The sequence below is a fragment of the Ensifer sp. Root142 genome (assembly GCF_001426785.1).
Classification (GTDB): Bacteria; Pseudomonadota; Alphaproteobacteria; order Rhizobiales; family Rhizobiaceae; genus Ensifer; species Ensifer canadensis.
This window is the reverse complement of record NZ_LMFK01000034.1, coordinates 263,572-279,335: the sequence shown is the minus strand read 5'-3', so window position 1 is coordinate 279,335 and position 15,764 is coordinate 263,572. Positions and strand designations below refer to the sequence as shown.

Sequence of the window (15,764 nt, the reverse complement as noted above, 5' to 3'; positions counted from 1 at the left end):
CATCCAATCGCTCGCGCTGGGCTCGCTTGAAAGGCCCGACCTAACCATCTCATATCGGCGAAGCGCCGATGCTCGGGAAGTCTCATCGGCGTTCCTGCTGGATAGGACGATGGCAGTTCGCTCGCCGAAATTGATAGCCGGAAGCAGGGGGCAGCTCGAGGCGAGTGACATCCTCGATTTGCCCATCTTGCTGGACACGGCAGACGCATGGTCTTGGCGGTGCTGGTGCAATACCGCGGCGCTCACGTTCGAGCCTCGGGGCGGAAGCATCGCTTTCGATACCGACGAGGCGTCGATTGCCGCTTGAATCTCGGGATTGGGAGTGGGACAGGCAAGCCCGCTGTTTATCGAACACGAGCTGAGATCGGGGCAGCTTGTAGCCTTGGCGGCGTCGGTGTTGCCGGTGGTCGGTGCTTACGAGATCTCAAGGCCCGTCGAATTCGGCATGGCAGGCGTTTTCCTGGAATGGTTGGAGAAATGGACGAACGTCGAGGTTGATTGACAGAGATTCGACGTTCATGCTTTGCGCTACGAAATCTGGCGTCTCCACCTTCGCGGTCTCTGTCCATACGTTTGGGCAGAGACCGTTGAAATCGTTGGCCAGCTGCTTCAGGACTTGGCGCCGGCAGCACGCTGCGTGCGGTATTGTGCCGTCGGAAGCCCACCCCAGCCCCAGTTTTCAAGATCGACCTCTTCGATCACGACATAGGTCGATTCAAGCGGCTTGTGCAGAACATTGAGCAGCACCTCGCTGACGCCCTTGATGATGGCCGCCTTTTCCTCCGCCGACACCGAATTGCGGCCGGGCGTGGTTCCTTCGCGGGTAACCTGTACGGTGACAATAGGCATTGCAGTCTCCTTGCCGAGAGTTGGTTCGTCATTCGACGGGAGCACTTGGCGGAGCTCTCGTTCGGTAAATCATCGGATTTGGTGTGCTGGCGCGGGGGTTGTCCCGAGCCAGCACCATGAGGTTACCAGCGCCCGGCGTTCTGGCCGCCATCGACATGGAGGATCTCGCCGGTGACGAAGCTCGCGTTCTCCAGATAGAGTACGGCGTCGACGATATCGCGGATTTCGCCCATCCGGCCAACCGGATGCAGCGCAGAGAGGACCGCGTGTGTCTCGGGCGCGTGCATGGGGGTCTTGATAACCCCTGGGGATACCGCGTTGACGCGAACCCCGCTCTTCGAGAATTCCATGGCAAGCGACTGGGTGACCGCGTTCAGCCCACCCTTGGTCAGGGAAGCAAGCGCTGAAGGCAGGCCGACGATCGGCTGATTGACCAGGCTTGTGGTGATGCTGACAATGTGGCCCGAGCCCTGCTTCAACATTTCGGCCGCGGCACGCTGGGTAATGTGGAAGAATCCGGCGACATTGACCCCGAGGTTGTGATCATAGTCTTCCTGGGTCATTTCAATGAACGGCTTGGCAAGAAACACGCCGGCGTTGTTCACAAGCGAGTCGATGCGACCGAAGCGCTCCATACCTTCGCGGACGATCCGTTCGGCGGTCTCCGGCCTGCTGATGTCGCCGGGCACGGCGAGAATGTCCGGGTCGGCCGTGGCCGCGATCGACCTGGAACTGGCTATGACGCGAAAGTTTCGGTCACGGTAGGCGCGAACCAGGGCGGCGCCGATGCCTTGTGACGCGCCGGTGATAATGACGACCTTCTGTTCGGTATTCATGATGTGATCCTTTCTCAATGGCAGCGACCGTCTGATCGACGCCCGCCCGACGCCCTCGGCGTTGGTGCTATTGATTTAGATCTATCCTGAGATCGGGAGAATGGTCAGAAGTTGGACGTCAGTCATTCGAATATCGGCATAATCAAGGGAGCGTACCTGCTTCTGCAGCCAGTCGGGCAAATTCGGAGCGCAGACGTGGCGTGGCGAAATCGACAAAGGCTCGAACCTTGGGCACGGACATGCGCCCCTGGGGTGCGAGCAAATGAACGGGCAGGGGTGGGTGCTCGGCGTCGGCGAGGACGATCTTCAGTCGCCCGTCTTTGACATGTTCAGCGACATGATAGGAATAGAGCCTGGCTACGCCTCTACCCGCGACGGCCGAAGCAGCGGCGGCCCGAACGCTGTTGACGATCAATCTCGGCGTGAAGTGAACCGTCCGCGGAATGGTCGAGTCTTCTGCCGGTGTGAAGTTCCAGGAATCGAGACCGAAATTGGTAAAGGCGATGATCTGGTGCTTTGTGAGGTCGGCTGGCACCTCGATGACGGGATGATTGGCGAGATAGCGGGGAGAAGCGACCACCACGCGCCTGACATCACCGCCCAATCGCGTGGAAATATGTGACGAATCCGCCAGATGGCCAATACGCAACGCAATGTCGACGCCTTCGTCCACCAGGTTGACGAACCGATCGAGCAGCAGCAGCCGGGCAGAAACAGCCGGGTGGACGTCGAGGAAATCATCCAGGATCGGACGCATAACCTCGTCCCCTATGATCGGCGGCACGGAAATGGTCAGCGTTCCACGCGGAGCCGCACGCTCACCGCCGGCGAGCATGTCGGCCTCCTCGAGATCGATCAGCACCCGCCGACAGGCAGTCGCGTAGCGTTGGCCGGCCTCGCTGAGCTTGAGTGTGCGGGTCGTTCGATGCAGCAGTTCGGCACCCACATGCGCTTCCAGGAAGCTCAGCGCGCGACTGACCGCCGTCGGGGAGCGCTTCAGCCGACGGGCAGCACCTGCGAGGCTGCCCTCGTCGATCGCGGTCACGAACACTTTCATTGCATCAATGCGATCCATTATTCTGCCGATCTCCGGTGTAGTGCCTATCAGCAGGCAAGTATTCGCCCGAAACTGGCAATAGGTAAATATGCGAACCGAAGGCACCTTCGGTTCCTCTCGGTCGAGATCGATATCGGCGATCGTCGCCGGCTGTGCCGAAACGCGGCTCCAATCAGGTATGTTTCAAGGCTTGGCGCAGCGAGCCAAATCTGAGGCGATAATGCGCGGCGGTCAGGCCCGTTTCACGGTGGAACAGGCGGCTGAAGAAGCTTGCGTCCTCATAGCCTGTTTCGTTGGCGATCGCCTCGATCGTCAGGTCGGTTGTTTCCAGCATCTGCTTTGCTTCTTCGATACGAAGCGCGTGTGCGTAGGCCAGCGGCCGTCATACCTGTCGCTTTGGTGAAGCGGCGGATGAACGAGCGTTCCGACAGCCCGGAAAGAGCCACCATTGCGGCAACGGGCGCGCGGGTCTTGTAGTTCAGCGCGAGCCACTTTTGGCAGGAGTTGATCACCGCGTCGACCGTCTGGCGGAGGCTCATGAGTGACGCAAATGGCTGCTGCCCCAGGTCATGCCATTGCAGCATGTAGACCTTGGCCACTTCCATCGCCTCCTTGAGGCCGACGAACCGCGCAATGAGGTAGAGAGCGAGATCCTGCCAGCTTGACCCGCCCCCCGCCATAACGATGCGCTGCGCCTCACCCCTCAGGACCAGTGACCGATCCAGGCGCACCCTGACACCAGGGTAATTGTTGGAAAGGGTCGTGACATAGCCCCAGTGGATCGTCGCTTCGCAATTGATGAGCAGTCCCGCCTCGCCGAGCAGGACGGCACCGGAACAGGCACTGGCCAGCAACGCGCCATCCTCATGCGTTCGCCTTAGCCATCTTGCTTCAGGCTCATACAGCCCTGCGACGCTGTCGCCCGGATTGATGAAAAAATCCGGAATGCACACGATCTGCGGTGGAGGGGAGTCGCCGAATGCGAAGTCTGGTTTGACCCAAATGCCGTTGGCGGCGCGAAAACCACTGTGTGAACGGGCAACGACATAGGGGCGCATGCGCTGTTGTCCCGCTTCACCCTTGACGATGAACGGCCAGTCGCGGCCGGGAGATGAAAACAGATCGAACATGCCGAACAAGGCGGAGGCCGTGACTTCGGGCACCGCGAGAAGTGCTACATTGATAGGGCTGTCCTGATCAAGCATGGCAGAAATGACCGCCTTCCAGCATTTTCGACTTTAGTACCAAGCGTCGAACGCGACTAGGCTCTTTCAGCCAAGAGGAGGTCTCGACATGTCCCATGATGTGCTCCGCAGTGTACTGCGTGGCGAGCTGCTCGAGCCCGGAACTTCGGCTTATGACGCTGCTCGAGTGGTTTGGAACGGGCTGATCGATCGGCGGCCTGCCTTGATTGCCAGATGCCGCAATGCTGCCGACGTCATCGCAGCGGTAAACCATGCGCGGACGCATCGGCTCACCATCGCCGTTCGCAGCGGCGGGCACAATGTCGCCGGCTACGCCGTTTGCGATGATGGTCTGATGATCGATATGTCGCCCATGAATGCCGTCCACATCGCGCCTGGGCTCGACCGTGTGCTGATCGAAGGCGGGGCGACATGGGGCGATGTCGATGCGGCGACCACGCCTTTTCGGCGGGCCACGCCGGGCGGACTGATTTCGATGACAGGCGTGGCCGGGCTCACTCTTTCGGGCGGCATTGGCTGGTTGCGCGGCACCCATGGCCTGAGCTGCGACAATCTCATTGCTGCCGATGTGGTCACCGGTGATGGCAGGCTCATCCGCGCCAGCGAAGTCGAGAATATCGACTTGCTTTGGGCGCTAAAGGGCGGCGGCGGGAATTTTGGCATCGTCGTGAACTTCGAGCTTCGTCTTCACGAAATCGCCGATCCGGTGATGTTCTGCGCGCCTGCCTATCCGGAAGAGCACGCCGTCGACGTCATCCCACAGTGGCGCGACCATATGGCTTCAGCCCCTGACGAAGTCAGTGGTCTCGCCGAATTCTCCACCATACCGAGTGATCAGGCCTATCCGGAACAGACATGGGGCAGGCGAGTGATAACGCTTGCCACTGTTTATGACGGTCCCGCTGAAAAAGGGGAGCGCGTCATGCAGCCGTTGCGCGCTCTTGGTGAGCCGTTGCTCGATTTCAGTGGTCAGATGCCCTATCGCGAGCTCCAGTCCATTTATGACGGATTGTTCCCCAAGGGGCGTGACCGCTGCTACTGGAAATCGACCTACCTTTCGGGCCTTGGTGACGATGTCATCGGCGCGATCATCGAGCGCCTGATTAAACGACCCTCCGAGATGACCTACGCGTCGATCTGGAAATTTGGCGGAGCCATGCAGCGCGTTGCTTCCGATGCCACTGCCTTCGGCGATCGCAACATACCTTACATGTTGAGCCTTGATGCAATCTGGTCCGATCCGTCAGATGATGACGCGAACATCAGTTGGGTTCGCAATGCATGGCAGGACATGCAGCCACATTCCACGGGTCGCCTCTACCTGAATTTTCCCGGGCTCGGCGAGGGTGACAACCTGGTTCGCAATGCTCTCGGCGCTGAAACCTATTCGAGACTTCAGAAGATCAAACGCGTCTACGACCCGGAGAACATCTTCCACTTGAACCAGAACATTGCGCCGGACGTTCGATTGTCTTGACCAATGAGCGGTCGCGGCAGTCGGCAAGGGCTGCACTCTGCCGATGGGGCGGATCGACCTGTGGATCCAAGCGCGCGTCACGCCGGAGTGGTACGCCATTTAGATCGCGACGTTGTCCCGCTCTCTCCTGTTACCAGTGGAACATTCGAGCTGACGCCGATGAGGTAAATTTCATCCGCGGATCTGTGGAGGAGAAACGTGATGACGACGGACATGACGATATCCGAAGTTCTGAGAGATCCACTTATCAGGCAGGTTCTGCGCGCCGATGGTATCGCCCCTGAGGCGTTCTCTGCTGCTTTAAAGCAGGCGGCCGCAGGTTTGCGACGCAGTCCCGGATTGTCTTGCTCTTCGACTGAGGCCCAGAACGCATCCATATCGACGTGAATGAGTTTCCGGAGCGGTCAAGCGCCTCATCGTCCAAGGTAGTTCGCGACCAGCTGTTTAGCGAGGCGACAAGATCGTTTATGCCGCAGCCACCCACCGCGCGTTCTTATTAGACGTGCAAAGGTCGCTGTAGGACTTTGAATTACTGCATATTTTTATCCTTAAGTCGAATGCGATTTAAGGATAAAAATATGCAGTAGGCGGCGGCAACGATACGAGTTGCTTGCGATCGTCACGAACGGAAATTCGTTCTCCAGCACACCCGAACCGGTGCTTCGGTGCCGCTTTTCGGATGGCGCCGTCGCCGTTGCCGAGCATCCAAGGCGCCACGTGCGGTTCCGAATCGGACAATTTCGGCAGCATGCTTCGAAGCCTACTTGCGTAACCGGGAGCATCCACACATGCACGCCGGAACACACCTTTGCGTTCATGCAAGATCTCTGAGGATGTGGCAGGATTTCCCTCTAAGCCTTTCAATACGCGACAAAATTCTGTTTGCAGCGATGTGACCTGGGTCGTGTCATTTACTGCGGCAAAGCGTTGAGATCATCCCGATCACCTGCGTTTTCCAGCGCCGCAATTCACATCAAAAACCCATAAATGCAGGCGGTGCCACCGTCTGCCGAGCGATGTTAGCTTGCCTTCGGGAGGAAACGAAGGAGCTGACCATATGCCAAAATCGATCGTCAACGCCGTAGGCACCCCGCTTTTTTACAGTGGAGCATCGACTGCGTGGTTCTCTGCGACGGGATCGGGGCCTGTGCTTTACGGCACTGAGGCAAACGACTCGATCTGGGGCGATGGCTCCGTCGATGTCACCATGGCGGGCGGGAAGGGTGACGACATTTACTACCTCTATTCGGGCATCAACCGTGCCATGGAGACGGCTGGAGCTGGTGTTGATACCATCAACACCTGGATGAGCTATACCTTGCCTGAGAATTTCGAGAACCTGACGGTCACCGGCAGCGGCCGGCATGCTTTCGGCAACAACGCCGACAATATTATCTCGGGGGCTTCCGGTAGCCAGACGATCGACGGCGGCGGCGGCAACGACATTCTGGTCGGCGGCAGCGGCGCGGACATCTTCGTCGTCGGCCGAGGTGGCGGCAGCGATCTGATTGCCGACTTCGACAGTTCCGATACGGTCCGGCTGAATGGTTACGATCTCACAAGCTTCCAGCAGGTCACCAGCCTTGCGACACAGGAAGGCACGGATTTGAGGCTGAACCTCGGCGACGGCGAGAGCTTGCTGTTTGCTGACACGACCGTGGCCGATCTCGCGCCGGAGCAATTTCAGCTTAGTCTCGATCGCTCAAACCTTGCGCTGAGTTTTGCCGACGAGTTTGACAGCCTCTCCCTTCATGATGGCGATCAGGGCGTATGGGATGCAAAGTTCTGGTGGGCGCCTGAAAAAGGCGGAACCTTGGCCAGCAACGGCGAACTGCAGTGGTACATCAATCCTGACCATGCGGAGACCGCTACCATCAATCCATTTTCGGTCGAAGATGGCGTGCTGACCATCAAGGCAGAGCCGACCCCGGATGCACTGGAATCAGAGATCGATGGGTACGAATACACGTCCGGAATGCTGACGACGTACTCGACCTTTGCCCAGACCTACGGCTATTTCGAAATCAGAGCGGACATGCCGACCGAAACCGGCACTTGGCCGGCGTTCTGGCTGTTGCCGGCAGATGGCTCCTGGCCCCCCGAACTCGATGTTGTCGAGATGCGGGGGCAGCAACCGAACATTGTCAACGTAACCGTTCACAGCAACGAGACCGGCGAACAGACAAGCGAGACGACCGCAGTCAAGGTCGCCAGTACCGAAGGGTTTCACACCTACGGCGTGCTATGGGAAGAGGATGAAATCGTCTGGTATTACGACGACGTCGCCGTGGCGCGTGCCGATACGCCCGCCGACATGCACGACCCCATGTACATGGTGGTCAATCTGGCGGTGGGAGGGGCAGCGGGGGAACCGAACGCAGACTTCGGCGACGGAGCAGAAATGCAGATCGACTATATTCATGCCTATGCTCTGGATGAAGTGCAGTCGGCGACTGGCGAAGCGCAGCCGATGGACGACTGGTTATCCTGATTCTTCACTTGGGCGCGCGCCGACCAATGCTCAGCCCGTGCCTCCTTGAGCGGTTGGACAGTGCCGACATCCGTCCGAAGTTGCCCCGCGTCGAACAGTCCGGCGATTGCGCGCAGTGCCTTGGCTCGCTTCTCGTCGGGATGCGCCGTCGGCGACACAAGGATGCCACCGGGCCGGCAATCTCTGGTAGCGGTTTAGCGCCAATGAACACCAGATCGGACTGACGGGTGAACGAGCGCCGCGCGCTTTGAATGTTTGCGACCTGACAAAGACTGGTGCCTCATGGCCCGCTAGCTTCCCGATTGTCGCCAGCGGCGCCATCGCCGCGCGGCATTGTAACGGTTCATTGGATCAGGGAAACAACGATATGGGATCTTTTAGTGTCTGGCATTGGGTGATCGTGCTGGCAGTCGTGTTGCTGTTGTTCGGGCGCGGCAAGATCCCGGAGTTGATGGGCGACGTCGCCAAGGGCATTCGCAGCTTCAAGAACGGCTTGAGCGACGAGACCGCAGCGCCCGCCGAGAAGCGGATAGAAACGGGATCGGGAGAGTAATCGGTTGCGCCGAGCCGACGACCAAGCAGCCTGAGCATGCCGATCGTCAACCGGCTCGCTCAGGCAGTCGGTCGGGGGGAAGCCTCACGACCTGCTGGAGCAATTGATCGATTTTCTTCCGGCAAATTCAAACGAGCGTGGCGTGATCGATCAGACGGCGGATGCTGCCAACGAAGTCAGCGATGTTGGCATCGTGTGTCGGCACCATGGCCGCGTGGATCAACGCAGCTGCCAATGCGCGCCTCCCTAGGGTGAGCCGGTCGGGGCTGAGATCCACGACGCGCCGGATTGACCATGGTGAAAGCCGTTCGACAACGGCACGCCGGGATAGGCGATCGCCAGCCGTTCGAGCCCCTCTGTGGCCGAGATCCGCCCGGTTGCAACATCCTCATAGATACGGGCGACCGTCACCATGTCGCAGTCCTGCGGCGACAGCCGGACTCGGCTGATGCCGACGGCCGGCAGTTCGGCAAGCTCCTGCAGCAGGCTCTGGCAGGTGTGCGACAGGGTCTGGACCCCATTGAGCGTGAGGAACGGCTGGCGATCGAGCGTCTCGACAATGAGGCCGTCGCTGTCTTCGCCGCAGATGAACTGGCAGTTGTCCTTGACCAGCCCCTTGGAGCGGGCGTGGGCGCAGCGCGCCGAGATTGCCAGCGGCACGCGGCCAAAGCCGAAGATTTCAAATTCGACATCAGGCGCATCGCGAACGATGTCGCGCACTGATGCCATGGGCAACTCCGGCGGCAGGCAGATGCTGGTCGCACCGCGTGACGCCAGCAGTCTCGCGGTGGCACCGTTGTAGACGTTGATCAGAGGTCCGATCGAATGCGGTTTGCCGGCAAGGAGCCCGAGCGCGGACAGATCGTTGGCCTCGATCGGGTGGATGCTGTCGCGCACCAGACCGCGCACGAGTTGGCTCTCGCGCTCCAGGGTGACGAGTGCAAGCGAGGCAAGGCTGACCTTCTTGCCGGCGCCTTCCAGCCGTTCGATTACTTCCGCGACATGCGGCTCGATGAAATGCAGGCGCTTCGAGCAGACCGCCTCGCCGAGGGTGACATGATCAACCGGGCCTTCGTCGGCGATACGGAAATAGAAGTCGCGCCATTTGGGTCCGTCCCAGAGGTAAAGCACCGGGCCGAGGCTGAGCGAGGGGTGGGTTGTTGCGGACATGTCGTTACCTCCACCGCTTTTCATAGGCGCCCGACGTCGTCTTCTGTCCTTCGCTGAGCCGCCTAAGTCGTGACAACAAGGCGGGCCTTTCGGCCGCATCGGCAGCGACGGCGCGGCGCATGATTGAAACAACCTCGGCGACATAGGCCTTGCCGCGCTGGCGACCCTCGATCTTAAGTGCGCCGACGCCGGCATCGCGCAAGGCATCGATATGATCCATGACATCGAGAGAAACCGGATCCTCGAAGGCGTAGCCACGCTCCTCGGCGATGTCGAAACGTCCCTTGCAGAGCGTCGGATAGCCGGCAGCCTCGCCGGCCGGAAATCGGTTGATGGTGTAGTCGCCCAGCTCCGACACCAGTTCGCTGCCATCCTCGCGGTAACGAACGTGGCTTGCCGGCGAGCAGACTCCGTTCATGTTGGGCGATTTGCCCGTGGCATAGGACGAGAGGGAGCAGCGGCCTTCTGCCATCACGCAAAGCCCGCCGAAAACAAAGACCTCGATCTCGCAGCTGATCTGCCGTGCAAGGCGGGCAATATCCGGAATGATCAGAATACGCGGAAGCACGACGCGCTTCGCTCCGAAGGTTTCGACCAGGAATTTGACGGCATCGGCGTTGGAGGCGGAAGCCTGGACCGAGACGTGTAGCCGCTGCTGAGGGTGGCGCGCGGCGGTGTAGGCCATCAATCCGAAGTCGGCGAGGATCACGGCATCGGCCCCCAGACGCACGGCATCGTCGACGGCGTCATGCCAGAGCTTTTCGTGGCCAGCCCGCATGAAGGTGTTGATGGCAACGAAGGTCATCACCTTGTGCCGGCGCGCATAGGCGATCGCCGTCTTCAGCTCGTCGCGCGAAAAGTTCAGGCCGGGAAAGTTGCGTGCATTGGTCTCGTCGCGAAAGCCGCAATAGACCGCATCGGCACCGGCATCGACGGCCTCGCGAAAGGCAGCCGGCGTGCCTGCCGGACAGATCAGTTCCATCTGGCTGCCTCCCCGGACAATGCGCGTGTCCTGATCTCAGATGCCGCGCGCAGAACCAAAGGCGCGAACGGCCCGCTCATGCGGGCGATATCTGCGGGCAGGTCGATATTGCAGTCGTCGAGCGCGTTGCGCAGCGCCAACATGGCTTCCATGTCGCCCGTTATCGTCAGGCTTCTGGAAAAGAACACGGCATCGCCGTCGATCTGGCCCTCGAGCAACGCCAGAAGCAGCACGAACTTGCCGCCCATGCAGGCGTCAGCGGCCGGCAGATGGGCAGCGCGGTGAACAGAGATGCGCCGGGCGGCCGGCTCGACCAGAAAGCTTACCGGAAGGTCCGTCGGGATGAACGCATAGCGTTTGCCGGCGTGCTCCCCGAGCCGGTCAAAAAGATCCGGATGCTGCTCGACGACCTGGGCAAAGACGAGCCGCGCGGCGTGTTCTAAGAGGGGGATTGGTACGATCCGGAGCGGCACGGTCATCGCAAAGGGTAGGGTCATAGGCTGCCTGCATGAAAACGGAGCAAAGAATGGCCGCATGCTAGTCGGCGCGTCGCCACCGCTGTTTGTCCCACGTCAAAGACATCGGGCATTTGCCGCCCGTAAGAGGCGGTATGAACAAGAGCTTCCTTCCCGCCAAGGGTTTCGTCTCGCTTCAGGATTTTGCCTGTGCGCTGGAGCGCGAGGGGGAGCTGAAGCGTATCTCCCGTCCCGTGTCCCTGGTGCACGAAGTGACGGAGATCCACCGGCGCATTCTGGCAGATCAGGGCCCGGCTTTGCTCTTCGAGCGGCCGGTCGATGCGTCAGGGCGCGTCCACGACATCCCGCTCTTGGCCAATCTCTTTGGCACCGAGCGTCGGATCGAACGTGGTTTCGGACTGACGGCCGGCGGGCTGACCGGGCTTGCGCGAGACCTGGCGGAACTGCGAGACCCGCGGGCGCCGGGATCGCTGCGCGACGCCTGGGACCGGCTGCCGCTGTTGCGCTCGGCGCTCTACATGCGGCCGAAACATGTGACATCAGCACCGTGTCAGGACATCGTCTGGCGCGGTACGGACATCGACCTTGGCCTTCTGCCGATCCAATGGTGCTGGCCGGGCGAACCCGCACCGCTGATCACCTGGCCACTGGTGATCACCCGCGCACCGGACGATCCGCGTGATGTCAATGTCGGCATCTATCGAATGCAGGTGCTTGGCCGGGATCGAGTGATCCTGCGCTGGCTTGCCCATCGCGGCGGCGCGCGACACCATCGCCTGTGGCAGCGCCAGGGGCGCGACATGCCGGTTGCCGTAGCAATCGGCGCCGATCCTGCGACGATCCTCGCTTCGGTCATGCCGCTGCCGGAGGGGCTGAGCGAGCTCAACTTTGCCGGATTGCTGCGGCGCAGCCGAACGCAATTAGTCGCCGCCACATCGGTGCCGCTGGCCGTGCCGGCAAATGCCGAGATCATGCTTGAGGGAACGGTGTCGGCAACCGAGACCGCCGACGAGGGCCCCTATGGTGACCATACCGGCTACTACAATTCGGTCGAGCCGTTTCCGGTCATGACCCTTTCTGCCATCACCACGCGCCGTGCCCCCTATTACCTCTCCACCTACACCGGCCGCCCGCCAGACGAGCCTTCGCGGCTCGGCGAGGCGATGAACACATTGTTCATTCCGCTCGCCAAGAAGCAGTTCCCCGAGATCACCGATCTCTGGCTGCCGCCGGAAGCCTGTTCGTATCGCGCCATGGTGGTCGCGATCGACAAGCGTTACCCCGGACAGGCGAAACGCCTGATGATGGGTCTGTGGTCGATGCTGCCGCAGTTCAGCTACACCAAACTGATCATCGCAGTCGACCCGGATATCAATGTCCGCCACTGGCCCGACGTCATGTGGGCGCTGGCGACCCGCTTCGATGCCAGCCGCGACGTCACCATCATTGCCGACACACCGATCGACTATCTCGATTTTGCGTCGCCGCGCTCCGGTCTCGGCGGCAAGCTCGGGCTGGATGCCACCACCAAGATCGGTTCCGAGACCGGTCGGGAATGGGGGCGGGTGCTCGACATGACGCCCGATGTCATCAGCCAGGTGGATGCCATCTGGGCCGATCTTGGGCTTGAAAGGAAAGCATCATGACCAGGCACCGAATTGTCGTTGGTATCACCGGTGCGTCGGGCGCTGCCATACCGTTGCGCATTGCCGAGCGGCTTGCACAGATCGAGGAAGTGGAGATGCATCTGGTGCTATCGCCGTCGGCCCATCGCACCCTTGCCCATGAGGTTGGCGGACATGCGCTGTTGCGGTTGCTGGAGAAGGCGGACCGGACCTATGAGCATGACGATATCGGCGCTGCGATCGCCAGCGGGTCGTTTCCGACCGCCGGCATGATCGTCGCGCCCTGTTCGATGCGCACGCTTGCCGCGATCGCCAACGGGCTTGCCGACAATCTCATCGTTCGCGCCGCGGACGTGCACCTGAAGGAACGCCGTCGTCTGGTGCTGATGGCGCGCGAAACGCCGCTGCATCTCGGCCACTTGCGCAACATGTGTGCGGTGACCGAGATGGGAGCGATCGTCATGCCGCCGGTGCCGGCGTTCTACCATCGGCCTGATAGCGTCGAGGCAATCATCGATAATCTCGCCGCAAGGGCGATCGATCTCCTCGCGCTGCCGATCGGCCCGCTTGCAACGGCATGGCAGGGAGAGGTTCAGTCGAAAGGCAACGCCTGCAACAGCGGATCTGCCCCGAACATAACGTAGTGGCCACCGGCGAGCAGCCAGAACGTGATCGCCGCGGTCGCGAAGGCTGACAGGATCATCACCGGATCGAGGCGCAGGCACGCCTGACCTTTCAATATCGCGACAAAGGGCCAAATCGAGGTGCCTTGCCGGGTAATCGAGTAATTGTCCCCGAGGCGCCGCCGCACACGCTTTTCCACCATCGGGAAACCGCCGAGTGCAAAAAGCGCGAAGCCGCCGAAGAGCACCAGAGAGCGCAGATCGCCATTGGTGACGACATGGCCGAGAGCCCACAGAAGGAAGCCCCAAAGCACCGGGTGACGTGTGACGCTGACGATCGCACCCTTCCGGGCGTTGCTTTGGTAAATGGAGATCGACAGCGGGTTCTCACTGAACAGGCCGGCGAGAACGAGGAAGAGCCCGAGTGGCGCGAGGACGAATGTCGTCCACGCCTGCCACGGGGCCGGCTCCCAGAGCGGGATGAAATCGAGCGCAAGCGCTGCCTGAAAAACCCAGATGAGCGCGACGATCGACAGCAGCGAATAGACGGTGAAATAGGTCCGCCGCCCCAATAGTGTGATCAGCCGCTGACGCAGCGTCGGCAATGCCGGCACCATATGAAGGGCAAGGAAAACTGCGAATGCCGCGAGAAAATTGGACATCACTGGGCCTCAGATCCTCTCAGCAAGGAGCAACCGTTCTGTCGCGATATGGCGCCGGACGGTTTCGAAAAAGGCGCGCAGCATGTAGCCGATCGCCTCCCAGCTGTGCGGGCAGCGCGCGTGAAGCAGTTCATGGAGGACGCGGGCGACTTGCTCGGCCAGTTTTCCGTCATGCCGGTGCTCGTCGCGCAAACGCTCGATCAGCCTCTGTCCGTCGTTGGGGCTTCTTGCCGCCATGATGGCTGGAAACAGGATCTGATCCTCAAGCCTGTGCACGGCCAGCAGCGTCGATGGCAACTTCTCTGCAATCTCGCTGCAAGCGGCTGCATCGATGCGGCGCGGCAGGGCGTCGGCAATCGCCTCGAGGCGATCACACAATCCGAGTAGGCTCTGATAGCCTTGTTCCAAGGCAGTCCGTCCAGGCATGGGCAGCTCCGTCAGCGAGATTTGTCATCCCTCAATCGTCTAGGCGCAATCGAAAGGGCGATCTTTGACATTTCGCAAAGTGGATGGCGACCGACTGGTGAGGAGACATCCGCGACGTGGCTATTGCGACGGGTCGAGGAAGAGCACGACGGCGATCGCGACGGAAAACAGGATAGCCGACAGCGTTGCCGCACGCTGCAGGACCCCCATGCGATAGAGAAGGATGGCGAACCCGACAATGATCGGGGTTGCGACGGAAAGGCCGATTTGAGCATCTGTCATCGGAAAACTCCTGGAATGATCCTGCTGCTATCAGCCCAGTTGCCAGGCCTCTTTGCGTAATCGCAAAGACAGGTCATCCCCGCCTGCCTAGGTGTCGGCCGGTTCCGGCAAAGGAGTTGGCGCATGGACGGACGGGCACTCCCGGTTCAAGACGCAGACGAGAACGCATCCGCGGATGACCTTCTGCTTTGGGTGCTGGTGTGGAGCGAGTTGGCCGCCTTCGGCATCCTGCTCGTAGGTTTTCTCGTGGTCGGTGTCATCCAGGCGGACGCGTTTGCCGCCGCCCGTTCACATCTCAACCCGTTGCTCGCAGGTATCAATACGCTCGTTCTTCTGACCAGCGGCTGGCAGGCGGCTCTGGCGACGCGCCCGGTCGCTTCGACGCCGACGCGCCGGCGCACGCTCGTTCTGGCCGCGCTCTTCGGTTTCGCCTTCGTCGCCATCAAGCTTTTCGAATATTCGACCGAAGTCGCCGTCGCCGGGTTGCCGCAGTTCGGCGCCTTCTTCGAGCTCTATTTCCTCATCACTGGCTTCCACCTGGTGCATGTCGCCTTCGGCAGCGTGATTCTGCTGTTGGTCGCCTGGCGCCCAAGCCCGGGAAACATCGCTCTGATCACCACGCTCTGGCACGTCATCGACCTTGTCTGGATCGTGATGTTCCCGATCATCTATCTCGCGTGAACGCCATGACCCATCACAATGCGCGCCGACTTCGCAATACCTTTGCCGTGCTGATCGCGATCGTGCTTTCCGGCATGGCCATCATGACGCTTTGCGGCGGCACGGCTTTTGTGATCGCGGCCCTGCTGGTGCTGGCGGTGATCAAATGCCGGCTTGTTGCCCTCGATTTCATGGGCCTTGGTCAGGCGCCGGCTGGCCTGCGGTTTGGGCTCTTGGCCTGGCCGATGATGCTTGCGCTTCTGGCCATCGCCAAGCTTGTGATGGGCGTGGTGCTATCCGCTTGAAACCACTCTCTGTCTTGTTTGCCAAAACGCAAAGAAGGCCCTTCGGAAATCCCTAGACATGGGTCGCGCCCCGACAGTTCGTCGG

General features: G+C 60.7%; 17 protein-coding genes and 1 pseudogene. 7 read left to right on the top strand and 11 right to left on the bottom strand.

Annotation, left to right across the window (positions count from 1 at the left end; all coding sequences use genetic code 11):
- Nucleotides 1-609 precede the first annotated feature (609 nt).
- The 4 genes from ASD52_RS26135 to ASD52_RS26120 form a co-directional block, all read right to left on the bottom strand.
- On the bottom strand, nucleotides 610-849 hold the full coding sequence (locus ASD52_RS26135; RefSeq protein WP_057225875.1) for a 4-oxalocrotonate tautomerase family protein: 240 nt from the start codon (nucleotides 847-849) through the stop codon (nucleotides 610-612).
- Nucleotides 850-971: 122 nt separating this feature from the next.
- Nucleotides 972-1,685 (bottom strand): SDR family oxidoreductase, encoded by a 714-nt coding sequence (locus tag ASD52_RS26130; RefSeq protein WP_057225873.1) that lies wholly within the window; start codon nucleotides 1,683-1,685, stop codon nucleotides 972-974.
- A gap of 142 nt (nucleotides 1,686-1,827) precedes the next feature.
- Nucleotides 1,828-2,760 carry a LysR family transcriptional regulator gene (locus ASD52_RS26125; protein ID WP_057207206.1) on the bottom strand — a complete coding sequence of 311 codons (933 nt, stop codon included), beginning with the start codon at nucleotides 2,758-2,760 and terminating at the stop codon, nucleotides 1,828-1,830.
- Nucleotides 2,761-3,020: 260 nt separating this feature from the next.
- Nucleotides 3,021-3,947: an AraC family transcriptional regulator gene (locus ASD52_RS26120; RefSeq protein WP_200954093.1), complete on the bottom strand. Its 927-nt coding sequence runs from the start codon at nucleotides 3,945-3,947 to the stop codon at nucleotides 3,021-3,023.
- 88 nt (nucleotides 3,948-4,035) lie between these two features.
- On the opposite strand from ASD52_RS26120, the gene ASD52_RS26115 reads away from it, so the two are divergent.
- Complete coding sequence (locus ASD52_RS26115; protein ID WP_057216991.1) at nucleotides 4,036-5,424, top strand: FAD-binding oxidoreductase; 1,389 nt, start codon at nucleotides 4,036-4,038, stop codon at nucleotides 5,422-5,424.
- A 311-nt stretch (nucleotides 5,425-5,735) separates the two neighbouring features.
- Here the strand turns inward: ASD52_RS26115 and ASD52_RS40345 are convergent.
- Nucleotides 5,736-5,801 (bottom strand): annotated as a pseudogene (locus tag ASD52_RS40345) (DNA polymerase IV); the annotation flags it as partial.
- 680 nt (nucleotides 5,802-6,481) lie between these two features.
- On the opposite strand from ASD52_RS40345, the gene ASD52_RS26105 reads away from it, so the two are divergent.
- Nucleotides 6,482-7,915 (top strand): family 16 glycosylhydrolase, encoded by a 1,434-nt coding sequence (locus tag ASD52_RS26105; RefSeq protein ID WP_057225869.1) that lies wholly within the window; start codon nucleotides 6,482-6,484, stop codon nucleotides 7,913-7,915.
- A gap of 367 nt (nucleotides 7,916-8,282) precedes the next feature.
- Nucleotides 8,283-8,468, top strand: a complete 186-nt coding sequence (locus tag ASD52_RS26100) for a twin-arginine translocase TatA/TatE family subunit (RefSeq protein ID WP_025430220.1) — start codon at nucleotides 8,283-8,285, stop codon at nucleotides 8,466-8,468.
- A 246-nt stretch (nucleotides 8,469-8,714) separates the two neighbouring features.
- Here the strand turns inward: ASD52_RS26100 and ASD52_RS26095 are convergent, their stop codons facing one another.
- Genes ASD52_RS26095 through ASD52_RS26085 form a run of 3 tightly spaced genes read right to left on the bottom strand, consistent with a single transcriptional unit; the run spans nucleotide 8,715 to nucleotide 11,117 of the window.
- Nucleotides 8,715-9,638, bottom strand: a complete 924-nt coding sequence (locus ASD52_RS26095) for a U32 family peptidase (protein ID WP_057225867.1) — start codon at nucleotides 9,636-9,638, stop codon at nucleotides 8,715-8,717.
- Between the two features lie 4 nt (nucleotides 9,639-9,642).
- The gene (locus tag ASD52_RS26090; protein ID WP_057225865.1) at nucleotides 9,643-10,620 is read right to left on the bottom strand and encodes a peptidase U32 family protein; all 978 of its coding nucleotides are present in this window, start codon (nucleotides 10,618-10,620) and stop codon (nucleotides 9,643-9,645) included.
- Entirely contained in the window at nucleotides 10,611-11,117 is a 507-nt protein-coding gene (locus ASD52_RS26085; RefSeq protein WP_057225863.1) for an SCP2 sterol-binding domain-containing protein, read from the bottom strand. The genes ASD52_RS26090 and ASD52_RS26085 overlap by 10 nt, the downstream gene beginning before the upstream one ends.
- A 113-nt stretch (nucleotides 11,118-11,230) precedes the next feature.
- Here ASD52_RS26085 and ASD52_RS26080 point away from each other — a divergent pair, with 113 nt between their 5' ends.
- Together ASD52_RS26080 and ASD52_RS26075 are read left to right on the top strand one after the other, a co-directional pair.
- Nucleotides 11,231-12,742: a UbiD family decarboxylase gene (locus tag ASD52_RS26080; protein WP_057225862.1), complete on the top strand. Its 1,512-nt coding sequence runs from the start codon at nucleotides 11,231-11,233 to the stop codon at nucleotides 12,740-12,742.
- Nucleotides 12,739-13,365: a UbiX family flavin prenyltransferase gene (locus ASD52_RS26075; protein WP_057225860.1), complete on the top strand. Its 627-nt coding sequence runs from the start codon at nucleotides 12,739-12,741 to the stop codon at nucleotides 13,363-13,365. The genes ASD52_RS26080 and ASD52_RS26075 overlap by 4 nt, the downstream gene beginning before the upstream one ends.
- On the opposite strand, the gene ASD52_RS26070 is transcribed toward ASD52_RS26075, so the two are convergent.
- The 3 genes from ASD52_RS26070 to ASD52_RS39465 all read right to left on the bottom strand — a co-directional run bounded on the left by ASD52_RS26070 (nucleotide 13,314) and on the right by ASD52_RS39465 (nucleotide 14,714).
- The gene (locus tag ASD52_RS26070) at nucleotides 13,314-14,006 is read right to left on the bottom strand and encodes an NnrU family protein (protein ID WP_057225859.1); all 693 of its coding nucleotides are present in this window, start codon (nucleotides 14,004-14,006) and stop codon (nucleotides 13,314-13,316) included. The genes ASD52_RS26075 and ASD52_RS26070 overlap by 52 nt on opposite strands.
- Before the next feature lie 9 nt (nucleotides 14,007-14,015).
- Nucleotides 14,016-14,432, bottom strand: a complete 417-nt coding sequence (locus tag ASD52_RS26065) for a hemerythrin domain-containing protein (RefSeq protein WP_082571880.1) — start codon at nucleotides 14,430-14,432, stop codon at nucleotides 14,016-14,018.
- Between the two features lie 120 nt (nucleotides 14,433-14,552).
- The gene (locus ASD52_RS39465; RefSeq protein ID WP_164474911.1) at nucleotides 14,553-14,714 is read right to left on the bottom strand and encodes a hypothetical protein; all 162 of its coding nucleotides are present in this window, start codon (nucleotides 14,712-14,714) and stop codon (nucleotides 14,553-14,555) included.
- Between the two features lie 123 nt (nucleotides 14,715-14,837).
- On the opposite strand from ASD52_RS39465, the gene ASD52_RS26060 reads away from it, so the two are divergent.
- Together ASD52_RS26060 and ASD52_RS26055 are read left to right on the top strand one after the other, a co-directional pair.
- Nucleotides 14,838-15,395 carry a cytochrome c oxidase subunit 3 gene (locus ASD52_RS26060; RefSeq protein ID WP_057207216.1) on the top strand — a complete coding sequence of 186 codons (558 nt, stop codon included), beginning with the start codon at nucleotides 14,838-14,840 and terminating at the stop codon, nucleotides 15,393-15,395.
- A gap of 5 nt (nucleotides 15,396-15,400) precedes the next feature.
- Complete coding sequence (locus tag ASD52_RS26055) at nucleotides 15,401-15,679, top strand: cytochrome C oxidase subunit IV family protein (protein ID WP_057225856.1); 279 nt, start codon at nucleotides 15,401-15,403, stop codon at nucleotides 15,677-15,679.
- The last annotated feature ends 85 nt before the right edge of the window (nucleotides 15,680-15,764 follow it).

Bases quoted from the DNA above. Each gene is read 5' to 3' on its own strand.
- ASD52_RS26080 (WP_057225862.1), top strand. From the start codon at position 11,231: ATGAACAAGAGCTTCCTTCCCGCCAAGGGTTTCGTCTCGCTTCAGGAT.
- ASD52_RS26135 (WP_057225875.1), bottom strand. From the start codon at position 849: ATGCCTATTGTCACCGTACAGGTTACCCGCGAAGGAACCACGCCCGGC.
- ASD52_RS26090 (WP_057225865.1), bottom strand. From the start codon at position 10,620: ATGGAACTGATCTGTCCGGCAGGCACGCCGGCTGCCTTTCGCGAGGCC.
- ASD52_RS26125 (WP_057207206.1), bottom strand. From the start codon at position 2,760: ATGGATCGCATTGATGCAATGAAAGTGTTCGTGACCGCGATCGACGAG.
- ASD52_RS26085 (WP_057225863.1), bottom strand. From the start codon at position 11,117: ATGACCCTACCCTTTGCGATGACCGTGCCGCTCCGGATCGTACCAATC.
- ASD52_RS26060 (WP_057207216.1), top strand. From the start codon at position 14,838: ATGGACGGACGGGCACTCCCGGTTCAAGACGCAGACGAGAACGCATCC.
- ASD52_RS26055 (WP_057225856.1), top strand. From the start codon at position 15,401: ATGACCCATCACAATGCGCGCCGACTTCGCAATACCTTTGCCGTGCTG.
- ASD52_RS26070 (WP_057225859.1), bottom strand. From the start codon at position 14,006: ATGTCCAATTTTCTCGCGGCATTCGCAGTTTTCCTTGCCCTTCATATG.
- ASD52_RS26100 (WP_025430220.1), top strand. From the start codon at position 8,283: ATGGGATCTTTTAGTGTCTGGCATTGGGTGATCGTGCTGGCAGTCGTG.
- ASD52_RS26130 (WP_057225873.1), bottom strand. From the start codon at position 1,685: ATGAATACCGAACAGAAGGTCGTCATTATCACCGGCGCGTCACAAGGC.
- ASD52_RS26075 (WP_057225860.1), top strand. From the start codon at position 12,739: ATGACCAGGCACCGAATTGTCGTTGGTATCACCGGTGCGTCGGGCGCT.
- ASD52_RS26105 (WP_057225869.1), top strand. From the start codon at position 6,482: ATGCCAAAATCGATCGTCAACGCCGTAGGCACCCCGCTTTTTTACAGT.
- ASD52_RS26095 (WP_057225867.1), bottom strand. From the start codon at position 9,638: ATGTCCGCAACAACCCACCCCTCGCTCAGCCTCGGCCCGGTGCTTTAC.
- ASD52_RS26115 (WP_057216991.1), top strand. From the start codon at position 4,036: ATGTCCCATGATGTGCTCCGCAGTGTACTGCGTGGCGAGCTGCTCGAG.
- ASD52_RS39465 (WP_164474911.1), bottom strand. From the start codon at position 14,714: ATGACAGATGCTCAAATCGGCCTTTCCGTCGCAACCCCGATCATTGTC.
- ASD52_RS26120 (WP_200954093.1), bottom strand. From the start codon at position 3,947: ATGCTTGATCAGGACAGCCCTATCAATGTAGCACTTCTCGCGGTGCCC.
- ASD52_RS26065 (WP_082571880.1), bottom strand. From the start codon at position 14,432: ATGCCTGGACGGACTGCCTTGGAACAAGGCTATCAGAGCCTACTCGGA.